Origin of the sequence: Peribacillus butanolivorans (assembly GCF_001273755.1) — a bacterium.
Taxonomy (GTDB): domain Bacteria; phylum Bacillota; class Bacilli; order Bacillales; family DSM-1321; genus Peribacillus; species Peribacillus butanolivorans.
The window spans coordinates 763,742-787,704 of sequence record NZ_LGYA01000001.1 but is presented as its reverse complement, the minus strand read 5'-3'; the positions used below and the strand labels follow the sequence as shown (position 1 = coordinate 787,704).

Below are 23,963 nucleotides of genomic sequence, written 5' to 3'. Positions count from 1 at the left end.
TGAACGACTCTATCCACTACTGTTGGTATTCCCAATTTGCGCATCTTTCCATTTTCTTTTGGGATCTCCACTCTTAAGGCAGCTTGTGGTTGGTATTTTCTTGTTCTGATGCGCTGACGCAGTTCATCTTTGTTCTCTTTCAGGTATTGCTTTAGTTCGTCGACTGTTACTCCGTCGACCCCACTTGCACCTTTATTTTTATAGACACGTATGTAGGCTTCGTTCATATTTTTATTACTTAGGATTTGTTCTAAAAGTTCCACACTCGTTTCTCCTTTCCTCTCACGTAGTAAGTGATATCTCCATTTTGGTTATTCTTTGAGGTACGCTCATACTTTCACCATTAACACATTCGGAGTTCGTCACTTACGCATTCGTGGCGTTGAAACACTATAAATTGTTCAGCCCTTCATGAAATTATTTCATTACTATGGCTTCTGCTGACTTCTTGCGACTAACCTTTTTCGACTGTACTTCTGTACATCCGCAAGACCTCCCAGGGTAAGACACCTATCTTTCCTCTTTTACTCGCCTGATTTACTCTATAAAGTTACGCACATCTTTTGGACTTTAACTTGTCTTGGAGTTTAATCCCTTTATAGAGCCTTAGTATCAGATTCCTGTTCGTCGAGCCAAGATTTTATTCCACGCTTCCTCCAGCCCTTACCTCACGATAAGTACCTTGCGCTTCCTTAGTGGTTGGTCGATGTGTACCCCCACAGTGGACTTTCACCACCTAGATAGTTGCCATGCCTGGCACACAAGAAAAAGCTGCCTTAAAGACAGCTCCCATCTTCAGCTAACGCACCCGTTAGTTCAACAAAAACCTGCCCTTAAATCCACTCTTTTCCATGCTCTCGAATGAATTTAATATCGTTTTGATAATGTTCAAGATGCCCTTCATCTATCATCTTTTGAAAAGCAATGTCACCTTCACTGGCTTTTCTTGTAATTGTTTTACATAACCCTTCTAATCGTAGCAATACTATTTCCAAATAATCTTCTTCTATTCCCTCACCGTAAGATTCAAAAAACAATCTAACTCTTTGTTTTATACGGTTACCATGCTGTAATAAATTATAATAAACTTTCTCACCTGTTTCAGAAAGATAAAATCTACTTAAGGGGACGCAATTATAAAGAGTATAAGCTATGTCCCAAAGTCTTGGACCAGGTCCAGGTCCAGCAACATCAAAATCAATAATACCTATTGGTCTTTTATGATTAAAAATAATGTTGTATATTGCAAAATCATTATGGCATAGTACCTCAAATTGTTGGGGGGTGTTATCTATCGATTGCCAGCTATCATCAAATGGAAAATCACTAACAGAATCATGATAAAGACGGAGCATTTTCGCTATTTCTATTAAGACATCCTCAGACCACATGTATTCTTTTAAAGGATAATTACCAGCTTCTCCTTCAATATATGATAATATCTCTCTTCCTTTTTCATCAATACCTAACAACTTTGGTGCATAACTGAAACCTTTGTTCTCCAAATGCTTTAATAGCTTATGAATTTTGGGACTATCTGGCTTTAATTCTCGTCGCACAATATCTCCCGAACGATAAACATTAGAAACATTCCCTCCTGTTAGTATTTCTTCGTTTTCATGGTTTGACATCTGTATATTTCTCCCTGATAGGGATTTTCTATAACCCGTAAAACAATTCCTGTTTGTTCAATAAAAAGTCATAAAAAATAAAGGGTGATACATATTAGACATGTTTAATATGTATCACCCTTTAACTTCTTGTTCGACTAAAGCGCCCGATTATTGAATATTAAAAAATCTCAAGATCTACAACAAATAAGTCATAAAACGCCTTAAATATATTTAAACGTGTAGAAATAAAGCATAAATAGGCATGGTTTAGAAAAAACTAAATAAAAAAGTGGAAGTGAAGTGAATGCGATGCGTATTGTTGTTATTGGTAGTGGATTTGGAGGGTTAAATGCTGCTGTTGAGATTAGAAAAAAATTAAAACATTCTCAACATGAGATCACCGTTATTTCTGATAAGGAAGAATTTATTTTTCGTCCATCCCTAATTTGGCTTCCATTTCACAAACATAGTATTAAAAAGCTCTCCTTTCCACTTCGTCCAACATTTGAAAAGATCGGTGTTAGGTTCATTGAAAAAAGTGTCAAATCACTTATGCCAAAACAAAATTATGTGATATGTAATGATGATGTAATCATTGAGTACGATTATTTAATACTTGCATCAGGCGCTTCTCCTGACTGGGCAAGAATAAAAGGATTAGAAGGAAAAAGTGCATCTATCTATGATGTATCATCTGCTCTTAAAACAAGAGAAAAGCTTGAAGAAATGGAAGAAGGTGAACCAATTGTTATAGGAGTTGCGCAGGAGAATCCGAACCAAGGTATTGCTTATGAGTTTTTATTTGAGTTGGATGCATATCTCAATGAGCGCCGTATCAAATGCCCCATGACGTTTTTTACATATGAAAAAGAGCTATTTAACGGAAATGGAAAAGAGCCGACAGAGAAGCTTGAAGTATTAATGACGGAAAAACAAATACCGTACTACTGTAATGTTTCTATTGAACAGATTGATGATGGAAAGGTCTATTTGAATAACGGAGAACGACTTCCTTATTCATTTTTACTCGTTTTGCCTCCTTATAAAGGAAAGGAATGTATTCTATCATCGAAAGATTTTGAGCATGAAAATGGCATCCTACCTGTTCATGAAACTCTCCAATCCGTTCAATGGGAAAATATTTATGTTGTTGGTGATGCAAATAATATCAAAGGAACAAAAACAGGGCGTGCTGCTGAGCTCCAGGGCGTACTTGCTGTTGAAAATATTGTCAAACAAATGCATAATGAACCACTTCAATCTTTCCAACACGAAACACTTTATTTTATGGAGCTTGGAAAAGAAGGTGCTATGTTTATTATGAATAAACCTTCTAAACAAGGAACATTAACATGTACAACGAGTGGCATGATGCCACATATGATGAAGCGAGCGTTTGAAAGTTATTACTTACTTAAATTCAGCTAACTATATTATTATCTTTCTGTCAATCGTATCTGATTTTTATACATCGTTAATAAATCAATGCTACAGGACACTCAGGTGCTCCTGATGGCTGTATAAAAAGTTGGGTTTTATCCAACCTCTTATTCAATTAAATGGTCCAATTGTTGAACAAAGGTCAAACAGCACTCTTCAACTATCCTGCCCCGATAGTTCACAACTAAACCTTTGATACTAACCATAAACCAATAGAAAACAAAAGGACCATAAGAAGGCACACTATAATATATATCGCCTTTCTTACCTTAAATGGTAGTAAAGTTAAAAAAAGATAAACAAAATTACCGAAGATTCCTGCTCCACTTACTACTTCACTCTGCTCTTTATCTTGCACATTAGTATATCGAATGGACAATATTAATCCTGTTAGTGATAAAAGAACAAGGAAGAGAAACCCTATATCTATGTTCAATTCAATTTTCCCTCTCCTATTTTTGGTGGATTACGTTACTTTATAAGCATTTTTCACTACCACTTTTACAAGCTTCTGAATCTAATATATTATAACCCCTTGTTGAACTAAACTACCCCTTTAGTTCCATAAGAAAAAGCTGCCTTATCTTAAGCTAATGCACCCGTTAGTTCAACAAGAATAATTAATTTAACAAAGGTTAAAAACGACAACATTTTGGAATTCGTTTATGTGACAAGTCGTTCAGAATAGTCCCAGTTGACGAAAAAAGGTTTAGTTTTTTTACACTTTATTGGTAACCCCTTCAATGTTTGTCTTTAAAAATTCGTGTTCCCACTTCCAATTTTAAGTTTTATTAATAAGCTCTATATATTGTAAATCTCCATAGCCTACTGTTGGGAACAGAGCAAATAACCTATTAATTAATTCTGATGTTGGTAAATCTTTATTTTTGGAAATATACTTTACTACTGCATTATCTTCTTTTAGCATATCTAAATATATGTCTATTGCCTGATACATGACTGGAAGTAGTTCATATGATGGTTTATTATGATTGACCAACACTTCCTTGTATACAGAATAATAATGACCTAATTTAAGTTCAGTTTGATTAACTTTAAATTCATCCTCTCTGAAGCAATTTAAGAAAACTTTGCCTTCATATCCGGACTGTTCAAGATAGGAAAGTATTGTAAGTAGGTTCATCTGACAAAACATGTCTTCACCAAACCATAACACGATACATTTATACTCTTTATTAAAAAGATTGTCTAATGGAACAATGACCTTTTTGATATAATTCTCTACTGACCCATGATGTCCAGAAGCTCGTGTGTTTATAAATTCTTTATCAAAAACTTGTTTAGTAGTCGCGTTTACACACATCGCTTCATTAAATGGAGCGTAATCAGAATCTCCCATTAGTCTGTTATCTTTAAACTCCTCATACATAACTTGACCATTCAATATATTGAGTACGTCTTTGTCAAACAACTCACTCTTCTCATTTTGTAACTGTTCAACCTCAATTTTTCTAGAAACATTCATTCTACACCATTCCCCGACTTTATTAATAGTGAGTTTAACAAATGACTGGACAGGCAACTTGTTAAGTTGATATTCTCTAGGATTGATACCAAAAACAGTTTTAAAGGCTCTGCTATATGCTTCTTGCGAAGAATAATCGTAATCAAAGGCAACGTCAATTATCTTCCTGTTATTTGCTAAATCTTCCGTGGATAAATACAATCTTCTAAGAAGAATATAGCGCCTAATACTTATACCTGTTACTTGGTGAAACTTAAACGAACAATAATAAGGGGAATATCCCATATAATTAGATAGTTCATCTAATGAAAATTGATTTTTTAAATTGTCTTCAATCCAATCAATCATAAGCTGTATCTATTCATTCATTTATCTCACTCCTTAATAAAATTATAAGAGGTATCCATTTCTTTCTTTTGATATTTCTTGTGATATATAAAATTAAACCTACACAAAAACCCTGAAATATTTTCCTTTTTTTAATGGTTTGATTATTCAAGAACAATTTTTATTAAACATAAATATAAATTATAAATCTTTATTTAAAATTATCTAACTTTGTCATTAATTATCTAACTTTATTTTAAAGCTACAATAAAAGCCGACACTATAAAAATATAGTGTCGGCTTTAGACTGTAGGCAAAAGTGTCTATTTCTAATTGTTAAAACAAAGTTGATTGGAACGGAAGGTGCGAGACTCCTGCGGGAAAAGCGTGTCCAAGGGAGACCCCACAGGCGCAAAGGCGCCGAGGAGGCTCCCTGACCGCCCGCGGAAAGCGAGTGCCCTACGTTCCAATCAACGTTCGAATTTTTACAACCCCTCAAAAAAAACTGTAGACAACACTATAAAAATATAGTGTTGGCTTTTTATTCACATAATCTTCCTTACAAATAACTCAACAATCAATGCTACAGTTATTATGAGGTGGTACTTTGTTTATTTCTCCAATGCTATTGCACAAAATAGAGCACTCCTTCGAGGACGATGATTTCATAACTGAGCTTGAGTTATCTAGACCTAATTATAAAAAACCTTAATAAATATAGGAGAGTACATATTAGCCATGTATAATATGTACTCTCCTTTTTTCTTTTAGTGAACTTAACCCACCTGTTAGTTGATTAAGAAAAGCGATTCTTATTAAAGAATCGCGCCCGATTGTCGAACAATATCCTTTATTACTTAAAATAGAATTTCTACCATAATATATAGAAACATATCTTAATTTACCACAAAGAAAAAAGTTTGACAAAAAATTTTATTTATGCTATAATTTAAAGTTAAAATATTTGTGTGTATAATAAGATTCTCCTGGCCAGGGGAATCTTATTTTTGTTATATGGGAGGATTAATGTATGAAGAAAAATGAAACAAGTTTAACTTCCTTAATATCAGCCTTTGGTCGAGCATACCACAGTAAATATGACACACCCAAAATTTTTGATGATTTTATTGCAAAAGATTTAATTACCCAAAAAGAATTTGCAGATATTCGTGAGAACATGATTAAAGGAATTCAATTCTTTAATAGTAAAATTGCAAAGAAGTTTCAAGATCATCCAGATGAAATTTTAAAATGGATTACACAAGTTCAACTTTCCCCAACTCCTTTAGCACGTGCTGCCTATTGCGAAAATGTATTATTTCATGAAATGTTGCTAGGCGTTAAACAGTATGTCATTCTAGGAGCTGGATTAGATACCTTTTGTTTCCGACACCCAGAATTAAACGACAGCATAGAAATATTTGAAGTTGATTATCCAGCCACACAAGACTTTAAAAAGATAAGGTTAGCAAATGCTAATTATCAAATTCCGGATAATCTTCATTTTGTTTCAATGGATTTCACCAAAGAATTTACTGTTCAAAATCTTGTTGAAGAAGGTTTTATGCCTAACAAAAAAACTTTGTTTAGTCTTTTAGGTGTTTCTTATTATTTAACAAAAGAGGAAAATGCCAACTTGATTAATAAATTATTTACCAAAGTTCCATCAGGAAGTTCTATCGTTTTTGATTATGCAGACGACAAACTTTTTGAAGAAAAAGGAATGTCTAATCGAGTTCAAAATATGGTTCAAATGGCTTCAGCTAGTGGTGAGCCAATGAAATCATGTTTTACTTATGATGAAATGGAGAAAATGTTAGAAAGCTCAGGTTTACTCATTTATGAACATCTATCACCTGTTACTATTAATAATGAATTCTTTCGTAGTCGTACAGACTATTTGTCTGCATTCGAAACGATTCATTACATCCATGCTGTAAAAAAATAATATTTCGGTTAATAACAGACTTACCTCCCAATTTCCCTATGATTGGGAGGTTGTACTCATTTTTATCTAAAAATTTATATATTCTAATTTTCTTACTGCAAGTTATTCAAAAATCTGGCCCAATTGTTGAACAAAGATCAAACAGCACTCTTGAACCAATCTGCCCCTTTAGTGCCATAAGAAGCGATTGTTCAACGAAAGCCCCCTTTACTTTAAGGGAAATTCGTTCAAATCCTCGGGATATAACGAGTGTTTTTTTGTAAATAATAAGATTGTTAAACAATAAATTGATGAGGACTTGTATGCAACAGGATCAACAAGCTAAAGAGAATTTGGGTTCTATTATGAAACCAGAATTTGCCGGAACTGATGCACAAAAAGTAAAACAAGAAATTCAAAAAGATGTAAGCGAAGGACAAGGTGCAATGACCTCCCGAGAGGCAGGAGCAATGCGCGATTAAAAAACCACTTTGAGTGGTTTTTTATTTTTCTGCTTCAAAATTAAACACTTTACATCTCTCATTTCGATTTGATGGAGATGCTGCAAACTTAATGATTAAGCACGGTTGGTTTGAAAGACCACCTCAAGCCATTGACCGTGAATACCTAGCTAAAGAAATAAACAAATAAATATAGCAGAAGGTAAGCTACAATTAATTGGATAACCCTTATTTTTATTGAGCTAACCTGCCCCTGCCCCGTTATCTGCATAAAGAAAAAGCTGCCTTAAAGACAGTTCTGATCTTCAGCTAACGCACCCTTTAGTTCAACAAGAGTTTAGTGTATGTAGTAAATTAAGTTCTCATTATATGTAATCGATGTCGAAATGTGAGGATATTAATTCCATACTTTGTAAATCCCATTCAAAAGTAAGTATAGCTGATTGTTTTGATTTATGTGTTAAGAGGCGTACACCATTTTTAATGATCATACTTTCTGCATCCCAAAAACGGACAGTTTCGTCTTCGCCAGTACGATTACAGACAATTACGGGTAGCCCTGTTTCTAATGACCTTTGTTCCCATTCTCCCTCTGGACCATGTAATCCAGGACCCCAGGAAGACGGTGCAATTAATATTTCTGCTCCTTTTTCAAATAAATTGTAAGCAATATCTTTGGTATATGCGTCTGCACAAATCATAATACCAACCTCAACATTGTCTGTTTTTATTGGCTCTATTACATCCCCTGAAGCTGACCAATCATCAATAATACTATTGATTTTTCTCTGTTTACCTAATAAGTGACCTTTTTTATCTATGACAAACACAGCATTATACAACTCTCCATTACTGCCTTTTTCAGGGCAACCCAAAAATACAGTGCTTTTCAAATTCTTTAGTTTACGGCTCAAATTACTCATCCAAGCATCAGGTTGCCTGTTAATCCATCCAGTCCCAATCTTATGATTGAATTGAAGTCCGCTGACACATAGTTCAGGTGTTATAATCCATTTGGCATTATTATTTGATGCTATATGAATGGCTTGTTCAATAAGTTTTTGGTTATACTCCACATCACCAGCAATAGGCAATAGGTGTAATAAAGCTATTTTTATTTTTCCCATAATGATCTCCCAAACATTAACTTATATTAATGACTATGCTTGTAATAATTGTAGCATAGACATTGATTTGCTTGTTCAAATAACCTGCCCCGATAGTTGCTTAAGAAAAACCGTATAATGCTTCAAATTATTTGGCTTGATTATTGTTATGTGTCTCTCACTTAAACTGTGGTACGGACTCACTCCACTCCCTTAGATAACATTTATACTTATATGTCGTTTAAGTGAATAAATTCGTTAACGATAAAAATATTCTTATTACTGATTCCGCTCTACCTCGGAAAGTATCACATGCGTCACTGTTGTAGCATACGGGATTATCTGATTGATGAACTCTTCCACTTTTGGGAGACTTTCACTATGTATTTTCAACATATAACAAGCCTGTCCGGCAATTCGAAAACAAAAATCAACATTCGGAAGCTTGGCAATATAGCTCTTGAATCGGTCATACTCCCCATTCTTCACTGTTGCTTCTACGATACATTCAATCGGAAAACCAATCTTTTTATGATCAATCTCGGCAACATACCCTTTTATAATTCCGAAAGACTCCATCTGCCGAACCCGTTCTGTAACAGTGGGGGCAGATAAATTCACTTTCTTTGCCAGTTCCCTCATAGAAACCCGACTATTTATCGTTAATTCATCAAGAATGCTACGGTCTTTTTTATCAATTTCCATATAATTAGTATTCCCTTTCTTTTTCTTTCATCTATATATTATTACTCTTAAATACTTTACAAATGCAATTAATTTACCTGGATTTTCATTATAAGATTATCTCAAAGGGGAGATGTTCATGACAAGAATTAAACATTCAGCTATTGGGTCCAGTCCGTTTCAACGACTTTTTCATTCGGAGGATATTTTACTTAAATGGTCGGACCTTTCAGAGTGTATATCTACAGACGGGAAACTTTCAAAGGAATTAAAGGAAAATGTCAGAAGGGTTCTTGCATATGGTAACGGATGTGCATACTGTCAAGCAAAAGGTCGTCCATTGAAACCAGACGATATTAAAGAAGGCTATGCAGTAGCTTTTGCAGAGGTATTTCTCCTAGAACGCGAAAAAACGGAGCAAACATTCATTGATGTGTTAAAGGAAGCATTTAGCGATGAAGAGATATCGGAACTGTTAGCCTTCATTTGTTTTACAACTGCACAGCAATATTTCGGGGCTTTGATGGATTTAAAATAATGTTAAAAAGGAACAGGCATTTGCCTTGTTCCTTTCTGAAAAAGATTCATACTAAGCAGTTGAATTCCAAAACGTTTTTGTTCTCAACCATCAGTATTTTCAACTGTTCAACTGGACCATTTAATTTAGTAATGTTTGACTTGAAATAGTTTTAGTATCTAATAGCTTTGAAGATTAAATTCAATCTAGAATTTTGCACCTTGATCTTCTAACTGATTAATCTTTGGAAGAATGGAGCGAGAAGGTACTGGGGATGTTAAAACTATAGAAGTATTTAAATGTCCATAAGGTATTAATCGATCTATAAGAATTCTCATGCTGTCCATATCAGCTAAAGCGGCTTTTAAAAAATATCCTACTGTTCCTGTTACGCGATGACACTCAATAATGTCTAAATCATCTTTGACTAATTGCTCAAAATCAGGAACAGAAACTTTAAGTTCACTCACTTGAATAAACACAAGTACTCCTCTTCCTATTGCCGGTGGTGAAACTCTGGCACTAAACCCTTCTATAATCCCTTTTTCTTGTAAGCGATACATACGTTCAGAAATACTAGGTCGACTAAGAGCCAATTTCTTTGATAATTCACTAATCGTAATACGTCCATTTAATTGTAAAAGTTCTAGTAAACTGACATCTATTTCATCCATGAAGCAACCGCCTTTCATAATGAAGGAATATAAGCTTATATTTCTTTAAAATGGTGTATGGAAAGCAGAAAATACATTCTTTTTTGTATGTAAATTTAACAGTTATTATTCTATCATTAAAATCATTAATAGAAAAAGAAAATTCAGAATTTATCAAAGGGAGGAACTTGCATTGACTTTCACGAAAATTCTTGTTCGAAAAAACATTGAAAACCTAAGCGCATATGTTTCCGGTAAACCAATTGAAGAAGTACAACGCGAACTAGGACTTGAAAGTATCGTTAAATTGGCATCCAATGAGAATCCATATGGTTGCTCACCTCTAGCAAAAGAGTCCATGCTTATCGAAATGGAGCAAACCTCATTTTATCCTGAAGGAATGGCACCGTCATTAGCTGAAAAGTTAGCAAGGAAATTAAATATCAAACAAGATAATATTATCTTAGGTAATGGATCTGATGAAGTTATACGTTTGTTAACACGAACCTACATTCAACAAAATGATGAAGTCATTATGGCTGACGTTACATTCCCACGATATGAAACGAATGTATTGATTGACGGAGGCACACCTGTAAAGATACCTCTTATTAATGGCGTACATGACCTACAGGGTATGTATGAGGCCATTACTGAAAAAACAAGAATGATTTTTGTTTGTAATCCCAATAATCCAACAGGAACAATCGTTCAAAAAGAAAAGTTAAGATCTTTTATCGAGAAGGTGCCGAAACATATTTTACTAATCGTTGATGAAGCATACTATGAGTATGTTGAGGATGAAGACTATTTAGAAACCTTGCCATTTCTAAATACCCATTCAAATCTAGTCATCTTACGTACTTTTTCAAAAATATATGGATTGGCTGCATTAAGGATTGGATACGGTTTAATGGACGTTTCCATCATCCAAGAGCTAATCAAAGTGAAAGAACCATTTAATACCAATCGCTTAGCACAGGCAGCAGCCTTTGCTTCACTGGACGACCCTACATTTGTAGCACAATGTGCTCGTAAGAATGAGGAAGGAAGAAGATATTTAGAAAATGAACTAAGCGAGATGGGATTAACATTCTTTCCTTCTCATGCCAACTTTATAATGGTCAAACTAAATCATCCTAGCAGGTACGTCTTTGAGGAGCTATTAAAACAAGGGGTCATCATCCGATCTGGTCATTTACTTGGCTATGAAAATACTATCCGCGTGACCATCGGTACTCCACTTGAAAATGAGAGATTCATAAAATCCTTACAAAATGTAATCAATAAAACGCTTAGTACATGACATATCGAAATATAGTTGCAAAATAATCAAGGATTGATAAAGCATAAAAGATACGACATAGACGCCCTTTGCCCATGTCGTATCTTTTACGTGGATTTATTTAACCATTCTCTTTTCTTTTATAATTGTTTCCTGTTCATCCACACTTTTAAATTTAACGATTGAAATCGCGAATAATCCTACCAATACAATAAGACAAGCAATGATACTGACCCGATTCTGTTCACTAAACACAAACATGACACAAATGATGCTTAATGTAATTACTGTAAACAATGTTACGTACGGGAAGCCCCACAATTTAAAGCTCGGAGCTTTAGGATATGAATTGCGAAGTTTTAGCTGCGCTAAACAAATACTGATCCATACAAGTGATACCACAAAACCCGGAAACGCCATTAATAAGGTAAATGCTTTGTCCTGTGCAACGTAGGTAATCATGGAGCCCGCGATTAAAATAACGGCACTTAGTAGTAAACTATATAATGGAACACCATTTTTCGATACATAAGAGAAAGACTTTGGAGCTTCCCCCTCTGCAGCTAAAGAATGCAACATCCGTGTACAACCATATATTCCAGAGTTAGCTGCAGATAAGACAGCTGTAATTAAAATAAAGTTCATTATGTGGGCAGATCCCTGAAAGCCTGACATTGACAATACCTGTACAAACGGACTTGACTGGTCGCTAATTTCGTTCCAAGGAATTAAACCGCATATTACAAGTATCGGTAAGGTGAAAAATAATATAACTCTCCAAATATAGCTTTTAATAACCTTAGGTAAAATACGCTCTGCATCCTTTGCTTCTGTTACTGTTACTCCTATTAATTCTGAACCGCCGTAAGAAAACATAACAATTAGCAAAGCTGAAAATATTGACATCCAGCCATTAGGAAAAAAACCACCGTGCTCTGTAAAGTTTTGTAGATAATTAGCTCCGCCGCTTGGGATAATTCCAAATAAAATACTAGCTCCTAAGAGAATAAATACTATAATCATTGTAATTTTAATTCCAGCAAACCAAAATTCAAATTCTCCATAATTTTTAACATTCATCATGTTAATTCCAATGATTAGGGCAGCACAGCCTAAACTTAATATCCAAAGTGGAATAGATGGAAGCCAGTATTGCAAGAAACTTCCTGCCACTACTACCTCAATAACACATACGGACAGCCACATGAAACAATACATCCAGCCTATAATGAAGGAACTACGTTTACCAAACGCTTTCTGAACAAAACCCTTCATATTTGTATTTGGATAGACGATTGCCATTTCTGCTATAGCTCCCATGACCACAAGAAGTAATAATCCTGCAAAAATATAAGTAAGGATAACTCCTGGTCCTGCTAACGATATAGTTTCAGAACTTCCTTTAAAAATCCCAGTACCTATAGCTCCTCCCATTGCCATCATGCTAATATGTCGCGGTAACAACTTCTTTTGTAGAGACCCATTATTTGATTCCATTACTTATTCCTCCTTTATTCTGTTAATTTTCTGAATAAAAAATTAATCACTCTGTTTCATCTATTGAAAGGCGACTTGATAAGTTTAATACTTATCAACCGATATGACAAAGGAGTGGAAACATGAAAAGACGGCAAGCTAAAGTTTACCGTAAATATTACAAGAAGGATAGCTTCAGGCTGATAATTTTCACTTGGATAAATGCTGTATTTCAGTTTGATTATGGAAGTAGGGTTTTTGAACTAATAACCTAATACGGATCTAGATTTACTTTTAACGTTAAGATGGGCTCATTAAACCCACTCTATCTCTATCTCTATCTCTATCTCTATCTCTATCTCTATCTTTATCTTTTATCTATTAACTAGAACACTATTAATTAGGGATTACATTGTTATAAGTAACCCCTAATTAATTTCCTCCATTTATCTTACTTATTTACAATGTGGATTGCATGCCCCAAAACTGCTTCCGCTGCTTCCATCCAACCTTCAGTCAAAGTTGGATGTGGATGCATGCTCAGAGCTATATCTTCTACACGAGCTGACAATTCAAGTGCCAGTACTCCTTCACCTATAAGGTTAGATGCATCAGCGCCAACCATATGCATTCCAAGTAAAATGTGGCTTTTAGCATCCACGATCACTTCTGCAAATCCCTCTGTTTCATTCGTTGCAAGCGCTCGTCCGTTGGCACTGAATGGAAATTTCCCAGTTTTGACGCTATATCCCTGTTGTTCCGCCTCTTCACGGCTGAAGCCCACCCCTGCAATTTGTGGATCTGAGAAGATTACATAGGGAACAAAAGAGGAGTCAATGGCACTTGGCAAACCTCCTATTACTTCTGCTGCCACTATTCCCTGTTTAGACGCTCGGTGAGCAAGAGCTGGACCAGGTGTAATGTCACCAATAGCAAAGATATGTGGAACATTAGTACGACATTCCGTGTCTACTACTATATAGTCTTTTTCGTCTACCGCAATGCCAGCCTGATTTAGACCAATCTCTTGAGTGTTAGGAATCCTACCAATTGTAACTAGGGTCTTCTCGCTCACAATCACTTCTGTCCCATGCTTTTCCGAAAAAACATGAAGATGAACTTGTCCATCCTCCACAATGGCTTTTTCTACCCTTGTAGATGTTTTAAGATTTATCCCAAGCTTCTTAGCATTACGGATTACTTCCTTGACCAAGTTGTCGGCAACCTGAGGGAGAATACGATTAGCCATCTCAATAATTGTTACTTGAGTACCTAACTTTGCAAAAGCCATACCCATTTCGATACCGATATAGCCTCCGCCGATAATCGACAAGCTAGGTGGAACTTCTTTTAGCTGTAAAGATGTTGTCGAATCCAAAATATATCTTCCATCTACATTAAGGAACGAAGGAATAAACGGTCTAGACCCTGTCGCAATAATTGCATGTTCAAACTTATAGGTTTCAAAATCACCATCGGTTTCTACTCCGATGCGGTCATCTGATAAAAAGGTTGCTTGACCTTTCACCACCGTTACTCCATTTTCTTTACATAAATGGGATATACCTTGGTTCAACTGAGAAATGATGCCCTTTTTCCAATCCTGCCATACATTTAAGTCAACTGCTGTTTTCTCTTGTGGTAGTTGAATTCCCATTTTTTCAAAATCGTTAAGCCTATGAAATTGATCAGCTGTATGTATTAGAGCCTTCGAAGGTATGCATCCCCGATTGAGGCAAACACCACCCAGCTTATCCTTTTCAATTAGAACAACCGATTTCCCTAACTGTCCGAGACGAATAGCTGCAGCATATCCTCCCGGACCTCCTCCTATAATGATAACATCTGTTTCTATAGCAACTTCCCCTACTACCATTTATCTCATCTCCACAACTAAAAGAATTGGGTTTTCCAGTAGTTCCTTAATCCGATTTGTAAAACGTACCGCTGTTACGCCATCAATTAAACGATGATCGAAAGATAACGACATATTCATCATCAAGCGGATAACACCTTCCAAATCGCGAACAACCATGCGAGGTTCCATTTTATGTAACGCTAAAATTGCCGCTTCGGGATAGTTAATGATTGGAGTCGCATGCAACCCACCGATTGGTCCAACATTGCTAATGGTAAATGTACTACCAGTAATCTGCTCTAAGCTCAACTTCCCTTCTCGAGCTTGGATTGCCATTTGTCTAATTTCATCAGCTAGCTGGAAAATTGTTTTCTGATCTGCATTTTTAATAACAGGAACAATGAGACCATCGTTCGTATTCGTGGCAATCCCAATATGATAATAATTTTTCAAGACCATTTCATTTGTCTTTTCATCAATTGAAGCATTTAATGTTTTAAACTCCTTAAGTGCGATAACAATGGCCTTAACGAAGAATGGTAAAAAAGTCAATTTAATATCCTTGTTGTCTGAATACGTCTTTAATTGATCTTTTAATTCCTTTAATCTATCCATTTCTAATTCATCTACATGGGTGACATGTGGAATAGTCGAAACTGACTTTACCATATGTTCAGCGATTTTCTTTCGAATACCCTTAAGCAGAATCCGCTCTTCTAACCCTTTTTCCTGAACAGTTTCAATAGGAGCTGCATTTTGAAGTATTTTATTATCGTTGTTATTGTCATTGACCTGTTTAAATTGATTATTTTCTATAAACTGTTGCAAGTCACTTTCTATTATTCGTCCAGCAGGCCCAGAACCTTTAACCTGCTGGATATCAACCTTCATTTCCCTAGCCATTTGACGTACATATGGAGTAGCCAACACACGAGCTGCCTCAAGATGTGGTTTACTTGTTATATCCTCTGAATTTACTTTTACATCAGCAGGTTGCATAACCGGGGGCTCTTTTTCAATAACAAATGTTTCCGGAACAGAAATATCGTTCTCTTCTTGAATAGTAAATATAGTGGTTCCTACTTCTACAATATCCCCTTCAGTAAAGAGTATTTTCTTGACCACGCCCGTTGCTGGGGCAGTCAATTCCGCATTGACCTTATCTGTTTGTACTTCTACTATCGGTTGGTCCTGCGTTACTGATTCTCCTTCTTTAATGAGCCACTTGATAATTTCTCCTTCATGCATCCCTTCACCTACATCAGGAAGTTTAAATTCTACCATGCTTGTTCCTCCTTCTCCCTTATTCATTAATTAAAATGAAATCGTTTCCATTATTCCTTGTTTTATACGTTCAACAGTAGGTAAATAATGATCTTCTACTGAAAACTGCGGAACCGGAACATCAAATCCTGTCACACGCTTAATAGGGGCTTTAAGGTAAATAAGGGCTTCATCATTAATAATAGAGATAATCTCCGCACCTAATCCGGATGACTTATGAGCTTCATGAACGACTAATCCGCGACCTGTTTTTTTTATGGATTTTACGATCGTATCCCGATCTAACGGGTATAGTGTTCGAAGATCGACTACTTCACACTTCCAACCTTTTTCATTTTCAATCTTTTTAGCGGCATTCAATGCTTCTCTTAACATAGCTCCCCATGCAAAAATGGTTAAGTCGCTTCCCTCCTGAACCACTTTTGCTTGACCAATTGGTATTCGATACATCTCTTTAGGAACTTCTTCCTTAAAAGCTCGATACAATTTAGTCGGCTCCAAAAAGATTACCGGATCAGGATCTTCAATGGCAGAAATGAGTAGTCCTTTTGCGTCATAAGGATTACTAGGTGCAACCACCTTTAAACCCGGAGTGTGGGCAAAGAAGGTTTCGACACTTTCGGAGTGAAGCTCAGGACCTCTGATTCCAGCACCATATGGTGTACGGATAACAAGGGGCACCCCAAATTGTCCCCGAGTACGGTATCTCATACGGGCAGCATGGGAAACAATCTGCTCGAATCCTGGATAAATAAATGCAAGAAATTGAATTTCTACCACGGGAACCATTCCATTAAGAGCTAAACCAATTGCAGAGCCAATGATTCCAGCCTCAGCTAATGGTGTATCTACAACTCGATCCTTTCCGTACTTCTCAAATAGGCCTTCCGTTGAACGGAAAACTCCACCGTTTACTCCAATATCCTGACCTAAGATCATCACACGATCATCCTGACCAAGCTTTTGGTCCATTGCTTCTGTAATAGCCTGAATCATAGTTAAATGTTGGCTCATTACTTCTTCACATCCTTCTTTAAGATTTGTTTCAATTCTTGCTGCTGTTCATTTATGTGCCATGACTCTTCAGCATAAACATGGTTAAACATATCGAGAGGATCGGCTTTAGGGTACTCTTCTGCTTTTTGGAGGTGAGTGTCAATCTGTTCGCTAATTTGTTTTAGCACCATTTCCTCCTGCTCCTCATTCCAGAATCCCTTGTTAATCAACAACTTTTTAAGACGTGTAATCGGATCGCGATTTTCCCTCCAGAATGTTGAAATATCCTCCTGATTACGATATATGTTTGGATTGTCTGCAGTAGTATGGGCACCATATCGAAAGGTAATAGCTTCAATCAAAGTAGGACCTTCACCTTTAAGCGCTCTTTCGACTGCTTCCTTTACAGTCAGCCAAACTGCAAAGATATCATTTCCATCTACACGAACACCATGGATATCATAAGCATCAGCACGCTGAGATATAGTCTTAGATGCAGATTGCTTTTCAAAAGGCACACTGATAGCGTAGCCATTATTTTGGCAGAAAAAGATTGTTGGGGTTTTATATACACCGGCAAAATTCAGTGCCTCATGAAAATCCCCTTCAGAAGTAGCACCATCACCAAAATAAGCAATGCTTACATTCTCTTCTCCTTTAAGCTTACTTGCCCAAGCCGTACCTACCGCATGAACCATTTGAGTCGCAATAGGAACACAAGGAGGCATAGTTCGTTTTCCTTCCGGACAGATAGAACCCTCTACATGTCCCATCCAGTATAGAAAAACACGATACATCTCCTGTCCATGAATAATTGCCGCTGCATGATCACGGTAAGTGGGAAACATCCAATCCCCTGCCGATAATGCAAAAGCGCTGCCAATTTGGGATGCCTCCTGCCCCTCGAAGGGTGCATAAGTCCCCATTCTTCCTTGGCGCTGAAGATTAACTGATTTACGGTCAAACATTCTAAGCAATAGCATACTTTCATACATCTTAAGCATGAGTGATTTATCAATTTTTCCATCAATTGATTCAATTATCTCTCCATTTGGAGCTAATACCTGATACATTTCCGGTAAATTCTCTTTTGAATACGCTTTCAAAATTGGGTTTTCCGTCTTTTCCATTTCATTTCTCCCCTTAAGATAGATTTGATTAGCAAACTTACCAAGGATTTGAACAGTCATGAAATAACAGCCCAAAAATTTTCTTTGGTCTTTTTATGTTTTTAAATAAATGCTTTTTCATAAACTATATTTGCTTATATAAAAGGATAATACATCAAGGGTTTTAATAATATGTTAAATAGAATGAATTTTTTGCATATTACCTTTATTTAGAATGTGTTATCGTATACTCCACCTTCATTTTGAAAATTCGTAAAATTAATGGAAAAATCCAAATCAAACTACTATAATTTCTCAACTTGATGGAATTATTTTCGATTGTTTTGGGGGCGCGTACCCTATAAATTGCATCCATGCCGGGTGCACAAAAAAAAGAATGGAACAAGTACAACTTGTTCCATTCTTTTTTTGCTTTTAAAATTTGACCGTTAATTTCCACTCCAGGCACTCGCTTTCCGCGGGCGGTCCGGGAGCCTCCTCGGCGCCATTGCGCCTGCGGGGTCTCGTCCGTTCCAATCAACTTTGTTTTAACATTTAGATAGAACTCCTTTTGCCTACAGTCTTTTTTGTTTTAAAATAGAAGTATTAAAGCTTGAGGTGATAAGGATGCTTTCTAAACATGATTCTATTCAGCGAGATCAACTTGAAATGATTACTTTAGATCAACTGGTGCCAGCGAACCATGGTTAAGGAGCCCTACCTTAACATTTCTAACAGAACAGAAAGAAAGTTTTATTTCCTTTTCTGCTTCGAGGATACGGGAGTGATCCCTATTTTTCAAATGTACCTTTCACGACCGCCATGCCATCTTTTACCATAATTTGGCCCATCGCGATTACGGTATCAATTTCAAATGTTTCTTTTTTAACTATAATTAAGTCGGCGTCTCTAGCTACCTCGATCCGCCCTTTATTACCGAGCTTTAAAATATTTGCCGGATTTTCAGTCACAACACGGATTGCATCGGCTATTGTGACTCCGTCCTCGAGAATCGCATCGACTACTGCATCATACAAGGACATACACGTACCGATGTTCAAACCGCGCAGATTTCCGCTGCTATCAAAATCAGGCAGGCTCGCTTGTCCATCTGAAGTGAGGGTGATTTGCCGAATATCAACGCCTTCATCGAGTGCTCGTTTTATTGCTGTACTTGCCTTTACTTCTCCTTCTTCTAGGAACTTCTTGATGGTACTTGTCGTAAAATCAATATAGCCGCCTTTTTTTGCAAATTCTATCCCCGCATTGAATAAATGCTGATTGCGGTTAATATGCGTCGGGTAAAACTGTGTGATCGGTATTTCAGTTGTCTCCACGACTTCTTCGATTACCCGTACATGATTCTGGCTGTCACCTACATGAATGTTGACGATACCGCTTTTCCCGGACAAAAGTCCGCCATTACGGGCCTGTGATGCTAGTTTCGCCAATTCCGCTGCAGTCGGCTGCGAGGAACGATGATCGGCAATAGCGATTTCGCCTACCCCGATAATTTTATCCACTAAAATTAAATCATCTTCAATTTTCCCTGTAAGAGTCTTGACTGGTACTTGATACGAACCGGTCTGAACATAACAGCTAATTCCTTCTTCTTCAAGAGCTCTCGCTTTAGCAAGCAACCCTGGCATCGTTCTTGTCGTTCCATCAGTTCCGATGACTCCAATTAATGTCGTTATACCAGCTAACGTTGCATCGGTTAACTGAATTTCAGGAGTCCTTGTTTTAAAGCCACCTTCTCCTCCTCCACCGATGATATGGACATGTGCATCAATAAAACCTGGAACAATAATTTTACCAGCCGCATCAATCACTTCCATTTCAACAAAATCAACAGGTACATCAATCTGATCCTCCATGTAACCAATTTGCTTTCCAACCAATAGGATATCTTTTTGCCCCATAAAATCCGGTCCATAAATCTCTCCATTTTTGATAAGTTTAAGCATTGTTCCTTCTCCCTTCATAAATTGAAATTTTCTAATAGGTTTTAAAATCATTAACACGGGTAAATAAACAGCATAACCCGCTAACAATTACATAAAAGGACAAAGATAGATGTTCTTTTTTTAAAATTGTAGCTAAACTGACATTTTGATTATGCTTGCTAAAGTATAAAATCACTAAAGGAGAAAACAACATGAATAAAGTAATTTCCACGGACATTAAAACAAATAAACGATTCTCCATGCGTCAAATTATGAACTTATATCAAGTTACAAAAGAATTTAAAGGTAATATTTATTTTATCTGCAAACATAAAATGGTCGATGCCAAGAAACTCTCTACTTTTGTCTCTTTTGTACTCATTCTTCAGGAATGTGTAACTATGAAAGTCATACTTGAAGGCGAGAATGTACAAGCTATGCTCGAAAAAGTACAGAATATATGCAAAAAGAATGCTTCAAATAAACTCGGTTTTCAATCGAACCAAACAGTTAACATTTAATAATTTCTAACTACGTATAGAAGAGGGTGTATATAATGAGAACCATTTTAATGGTGAATTGTCGTTATAGGCTTTATAGCTAATCTAATTTTTTAAAGAACGGTGATAGGCTGTCAAACATTTGACAGTCTTTTTTTGTGAGTGAATTGAACGAGAAAAGAGCATGTAATCCATGCTCCCTTTAGATATTCACCATGGGACCTCCCAGTCTTTCCATTTATTCAATCCTTCCCGAATCTGATTACCTTTGTCAATCCAATATTGCTTTCTTTGCGCCTCTTCTTCTTTTGCCTGTTGTTCCGCTATATGTGCCTGTTGTTCCGCTATAAGCGGCCCGATGTCTTGTGTCTTAAAAGATTGTGACGCCTGATTTTGTAAAGCCTGCGACATTATTTTTTGAAAAATAATCGCACTCCCCTCACTACTATGTGTCGTCAGATAATGTTTTTCATCAGTCGTATCATACCCAGCCCAGACAGCACCTACTAATGAAGGTGTATAACCGATAAACCATTGATCTTTAACCCCTGATATTCCTTCGATTGGAACTTGTGTGGACCCTGTTTTACCTGCAACTTCATAACCGGAAACAGCTGCATTTTTTGCTGTGCCATATTCTACTGTACCAAGCAGCATTGTATTCATTTTGTCGACGACGCCCTTAGAGGTTACCTTGGTGGCTTCTTCTTCCCAAGCCCCCACCTCTTTTCCATCGACACCTTCTATTTTTACAATGGCATGCGACTCCATTCGTTTTCCGTCGTTGGCGAAGGTGGAAAAGGCTCCAGCCATCTGCAGCGGGGAGACCCCTTTCTCCATGCCCCCTAAAGCAAGTGTTAGATTTCTGTCATTTTTTTCATATGGAATCCCAAACCGCTTGAGTGCATCCAATCCCTTATCTATACCGATCTCATTTAATAGCCATACAGTAGGTACGTTTAAGGAATTCATCACCGCTTCGTACATCGGTACTTCCCCTTTATAAATGCCACTTAGATTTGTTGGCTCATATTCGCCAAAACTCATTTTTTCATCCTTTAAAGGAGTGGTAATATCGTAACCTTCTTCAACGGCTGGCGTGTAAACAACAAGCGGCTTAATGGCCGAGCCAGGAGATCTCGTCAATTGCGTTGCCCGGTTATATCCCATGAATTGATGTTTACCTCTGCCGCCGACTAAAGCCTTGATCCCTCCTGTTTTCGGATCAAGGAGGATTGCCCCGCTTTGAACCAATTGATCTGTACTAGTCCCAACTGGGAAATTGGCATCGTTGGCATAAACGGTTTCTGTAGCCTGCTGCATGGATTGATCTAGTGTTGTGTATATTTTGTAACCCTTTGTAAGCAACTCCTCGAGCTCTATTCCATACCTACTGGATGCCTCCGACAGAACATGGTCGACAAAATAAGGATACTTTCCTTTTAATGGATCAGTCATTTGCTCACCCTGAAGAAGAGTCACTTCATCTTTTTTCGCCGCAGCCTCTTCATCATCCGTCAAATACCCATGTTCGGCCATTCTTGAAAGAACTAAATCACGTCGTTTCATTGCACCGTCTAAATTTTTGTATGGATCAAGTTTGGATGGAAGGTTAATGACACCCGCAAGCAATGCCCCCTCGGCAACGGTCAATTCAGAGACCTCCTTGGAAAAGTAAATATTCGCGGCCTTTTTGATTCCCCATGCCCCATGCCCGAAATAGACTTGATTCAAATACATTTCTAGAATTTCATCTTTTGTATACTCATCTTCGACTTCCTGAGCAAGAAAAAACTCTTCTACCTTCCGTTTCAGAGTTCGTTCCGATTCCAGCATCGTAATCTTCACAAGCTGCTGGGTAAGCGTACTCCCTCCTTCGACAATACTTCCGGCCTTCGCATTTTTAACTAAGGCACGTAAAATTCCTTGATAATCAATGCCATGATGTTCATAAAAACGGTGATCCTCAATGGATACAACCGCTTGTTTCATATGATCTGGTATTTCCTCTATTGCAACACCTTCAGATTTATTGCCCGTAATAGTACTGGCAAGATTTCCGTCGAGATCATAGATCTCTGTCGGTTGCTGAAGATGATTTTGTAGAAGACTTATATCTGCACCCTGCTTGAAATAAAATAGTAAACCGGCACCGAAAACTACCATTGCCAATATAATAATCAGTCCTATTTTCACTAACCCTCTCATTTGAACCCCCATTTTCCCATCTAAGACATGCTTCATTAAAAATATTTTACCCTTTTTATAAAAGAAAACTCGTCGTTTGACTAAAAGGCAGAGACTTAATGGTCTCTTCTCTTTTTTTCTTATAACGGGTTACTCCTGAAATTCACTTACTTACTCCTTTTTTTTATAAAGTGATAAAAAACAGACCACTCAACTGAAAGGGCCTGGAGATTCACCGTAGCCTGTACGCGTATGCTTACTAACTCTTCTTTACATGTGTTTGTGATCAATATACACAATCAATAGGCGTGAAGCCATTTAAAAGTGGGTATAACACTTTTAAATACATTAAAAATGGGGAGAGATGATATTAATGAAAGATTTGAAACATATTGTCGTCGCTTTTGATGGAAATGAAGACAGTAAACGGGCAGTAGAATATGGTGCAACATTGAAAAAGGCCTTTCCTGAAGCTAAGCTGACCGTTGTTCATGTCCTAAATGAAAAAGTTGAACAGCATATCATAGGAAACGCATCCGCCCCGGGATTCGTGCCAGCTGCAGGATTTTATGTAGACCCTGTCCAAACACATCCCGTTGTCGAGGTTGAACAAACGGATCATCAAGAGACAAATGATACCCATTCCGTTGTCCAAAATAGTGTTCAAAACGCAGAAAGTAATACACTTAGATTGTTAAGTGAATGTCGAGTTGAGGGGAAATTCGAAATATTGGAAGGACATGCGGCTGATAGCGTATGTGACTATGCAGCAAGAACTGCGGCTGACCTCATCGTTGTCGGTAATAGCGCAAAAAGCGGGCTGGAAAAATTCTTTCTTGGCAGTACAAGTAGTTCCATCGCCAAAAACGCCCCCTGTTCGGTATTTATTGCAAAGTAAAAAGGAGCCGGCTCTTTCTTGTGCCGGCTTTGTTTGGATATTCGTCAAAAAAAGCCGGATTCGATATAGAATCAGGCTCAGACTGTAGACAAACTCGATGGAAATCGAGTTTGTCTACAGTTTTTTTAAGGGTTTTAAAAATTCGAACGTTGATTTCCACTCCAGGCACTCGCTTTCCGCGGGCGGTCCGGGAGCCTCCTCGGCGCCTTT

The 23,963-nt window shown here is 37.1% G+C and carries 19 protein-coding genes and 1 pseudogene; 7 read left to right on the top strand and 13 right to left on the bottom strand.

The features are described from left to right. Both AKG34_RS03780 and AKG34_RS03775 read right to left on the bottom strand, forming a co-directional pair. Positions 1-263, bottom strand: a pseudogene (locus AKG34_RS03780) (group II intron reverse transcriptase/maturase); the annotation flags it as partial. Positions 264-833: 570 nt separating this feature from the next. Beyond that, entirely contained in the window at positions 834-1,631 is a 798-nt protein-coding gene (locus AKG34_RS03775) for a phosphotransferase (protein ID WP_053344848.1), read from the bottom strand. A 291-nt stretch (positions 1,632-1,922) separates the two neighbouring features. Between AKG34_RS03775 and AKG34_RS03770 the strand changes: the two genes are divergently transcribed. Next, positions 1,923-3,041, top strand: a complete 1,119-nt coding sequence (locus AKG34_RS03770; protein ID WP_236694992.1) for an NAD(P)/FAD-dependent oxidoreductase — start codon at positions 1,923-1,925, stop codon at positions 3,039-3,041. A 793-nt stretch (positions 3,042-3,834) separates the two neighbouring features. On the opposite strand, the gene AKG34_RS03760 is transcribed toward AKG34_RS03770, so the two are convergent. Then, the gene (locus tag AKG34_RS03760) at positions 3,835-4,887 is read right to left on the bottom strand and encodes a helix-turn-helix domain-containing protein (protein ID WP_053344845.1); all 1,053 of its coding nucleotides are present in this window, start codon (positions 4,885-4,887) and stop codon (positions 3,835-3,837) included. A gap of 1,009 nt (positions 4,888-5,896) precedes the next feature. Between AKG34_RS03760 and AKG34_RS03755 the strand changes: the two genes are divergently transcribed. Together AKG34_RS03755 and AKG34_RS28215 are read left to right on the top strand one after the other, a co-directional pair. Then, positions 5,897-6,814: a class I SAM-dependent methyltransferase gene (locus AKG34_RS03755; RefSeq protein WP_053344844.1), complete on the top strand. Its 918-nt coding sequence runs from the start codon at positions 5,897-5,899 to the stop codon at positions 6,812-6,814. A 302-nt stretch (positions 6,815-7,116) separates the two neighbouring features. Continuing rightward, positions 7,117-7,275 carry a hypothetical protein gene (locus AKG34_RS28215; protein WP_162878778.1) on the top strand — a complete coding sequence of 53 codons (159 nt, stop codon included), beginning with the start codon at positions 7,117-7,119 and terminating at the stop codon, positions 7,273-7,275. Between the two features lie 344 nt (positions 7,276-7,619). On the opposite strand, the gene AKG34_RS03750 is transcribed toward AKG34_RS28215, so the two are convergent. Further along, positions 7,620-8,381: a carbon-nitrogen hydrolase family protein gene (locus tag AKG34_RS03750; RefSeq protein ID WP_053344843.1), complete on the bottom strand. Its 762-nt coding sequence runs from the start codon at positions 8,379-8,381 to the stop codon at positions 7,620-7,622. A 258-nt stretch (positions 8,382-8,639) separates the two neighbouring features. Next, positions 8,640-9,065, bottom strand: coding sequence for an Lrp/AsnC family transcriptional regulator (locus AKG34_RS03745; RefSeq protein WP_053344842.1), 426 nt, complete (start codon positions 9,063-9,065; stop codon positions 8,640-8,642). 118 nt (positions 9,066-9,183) lie between these two features. Between AKG34_RS03745 and AKG34_RS03740 the strand changes: the two genes are divergently transcribed. Continuing rightward, on the top strand, positions 9,184-9,582 hold the full coding sequence (locus AKG34_RS03740) for a carboxymuconolactone decarboxylase family protein (protein ID WP_053344841.1): 399 nt from the start codon (positions 9,184-9,186) through the stop codon (positions 9,580-9,582). A gap of 185 nt (positions 9,583-9,767) precedes the next feature. Here AKG34_RS03740 and AKG34_RS03735 read toward each other — a convergent pair whose 3' ends face one another. After that, a complete protein-coding gene (locus AKG34_RS03735) occupies positions 9,768-10,235 on the bottom strand; it encodes an Lrp/AsnC family transcriptional regulator (RefSeq protein WP_053344840.1) in 468 nt (155 codons plus the stop codon). Between the two features lie 172 nt (positions 10,236-10,407). Here AKG34_RS03735 and hisC point away from each other — a divergent pair, with 172 nt between their 5' ends. Further along, complete coding sequence (hisC, locus tag AKG34_RS03730) at positions 10,408-11,520, top strand: histidinol-phosphate transaminase (RefSeq protein WP_152952238.1); 1,113 nt, start codon at positions 10,408-10,410, stop codon at positions 11,518-11,520. A 96-nt stretch (positions 11,521-11,616) separates the two neighbouring features. On the opposite strand, the gene AKG34_RS03725 is transcribed toward hisC, so the two are convergent. The 6 genes from AKG34_RS03725 to iadA all read right to left on the bottom strand — a co-directional run bounded on the left by AKG34_RS03725 (position 11,617) and on the right by iadA (position 20,189). Beyond that, positions 11,617-12,996 (bottom strand): amino acid permease, encoded by a 1,380-nt coding sequence (locus tag AKG34_RS03725; RefSeq protein WP_053344838.1) that lies wholly within the window; start codon positions 12,994-12,996, stop codon positions 11,617-11,619. A gap of 430 nt (positions 12,997-13,426) precedes the next feature. Next, a complete protein-coding gene (lpdA, locus tag AKG34_RS03720; protein ID WP_053344837.1) occupies positions 13,427-14,851 on the bottom strand; it encodes a dihydrolipoyl dehydrogenase in 1,425 nt (474 codons plus the stop codon). Then, on the bottom strand, positions 14,852-16,117 hold the full coding sequence (locus AKG34_RS03715) for a dihydrolipoamide acetyltransferase family protein (RefSeq protein ID WP_053344836.1): 1,266 nt from the start codon (positions 16,115-16,117) through the stop codon (positions 14,852-14,854). A gap of 30 nt (positions 16,118-16,147) precedes the next feature. Then, on the bottom strand, positions 16,148-17,131 hold the full coding sequence (locus AKG34_RS03710; RefSeq protein WP_053344835.1) for an alpha-ketoacid dehydrogenase subunit beta: 984 nt from the start codon (positions 17,129-17,131) through the stop codon (positions 16,148-16,150). Further along, entirely contained in the window at positions 17,131-18,243 is a 1,113-nt protein-coding gene (gene pdhA / locus AKG34_RS03705; RefSeq protein WP_053344834.1) for a pyruvate dehydrogenase (acetyl-transferring) E1 component subunit alpha, read from the bottom strand. The genes AKG34_RS03710 and pdhA overlap by 1 nt, the downstream gene beginning before the upstream one ends. Positions 18,244-19,013: 770 nt before the next feature. Further along, positions 19,014-20,189 (bottom strand): beta-aspartyl-peptidase, encoded by a 1,176-nt coding sequence (iadA, locus tag AKG34_RS03695; protein WP_053344832.1) that lies wholly within the window; start codon positions 20,187-20,189, stop codon positions 19,014-19,016. Between the two features lie 191 nt (positions 20,190-20,380). Between iadA and AKG34_RS03690 the strand changes: the two genes are divergently transcribed. After that, positions 20,381-20,689, top strand: a complete 309-nt coding sequence (locus AKG34_RS03690; RefSeq protein WP_053344831.1) for a hypothetical protein — start codon at positions 20,381-20,383, stop codon at positions 20,687-20,689. Between the two features lie 189 nt (positions 20,690-20,878). On the opposite strand, the gene AKG34_RS03685 is transcribed toward AKG34_RS03690, so the two are convergent. Further along, on the bottom strand, positions 20,879-22,876 hold the full coding sequence (locus tag AKG34_RS03685; RefSeq protein WP_236694871.1) for a transglycosylase domain-containing protein: 1,998 nt from the start codon (positions 22,874-22,876) through the stop codon (positions 20,879-20,881). A gap of 352 nt (positions 22,877-23,228) precedes the next feature. On the opposite strand from AKG34_RS03685, the gene AKG34_RS03680 reads away from it, so the two are divergent. Further along, positions 23,229-23,753, top strand: a complete 525-nt coding sequence (locus AKG34_RS03680; RefSeq protein WP_053344829.1) for a universal stress protein — start codon at positions 23,229-23,231, stop codon at positions 23,751-23,753. The last annotated feature ends 210 nt before the right edge of the window (positions 23,754-23,963 follow it).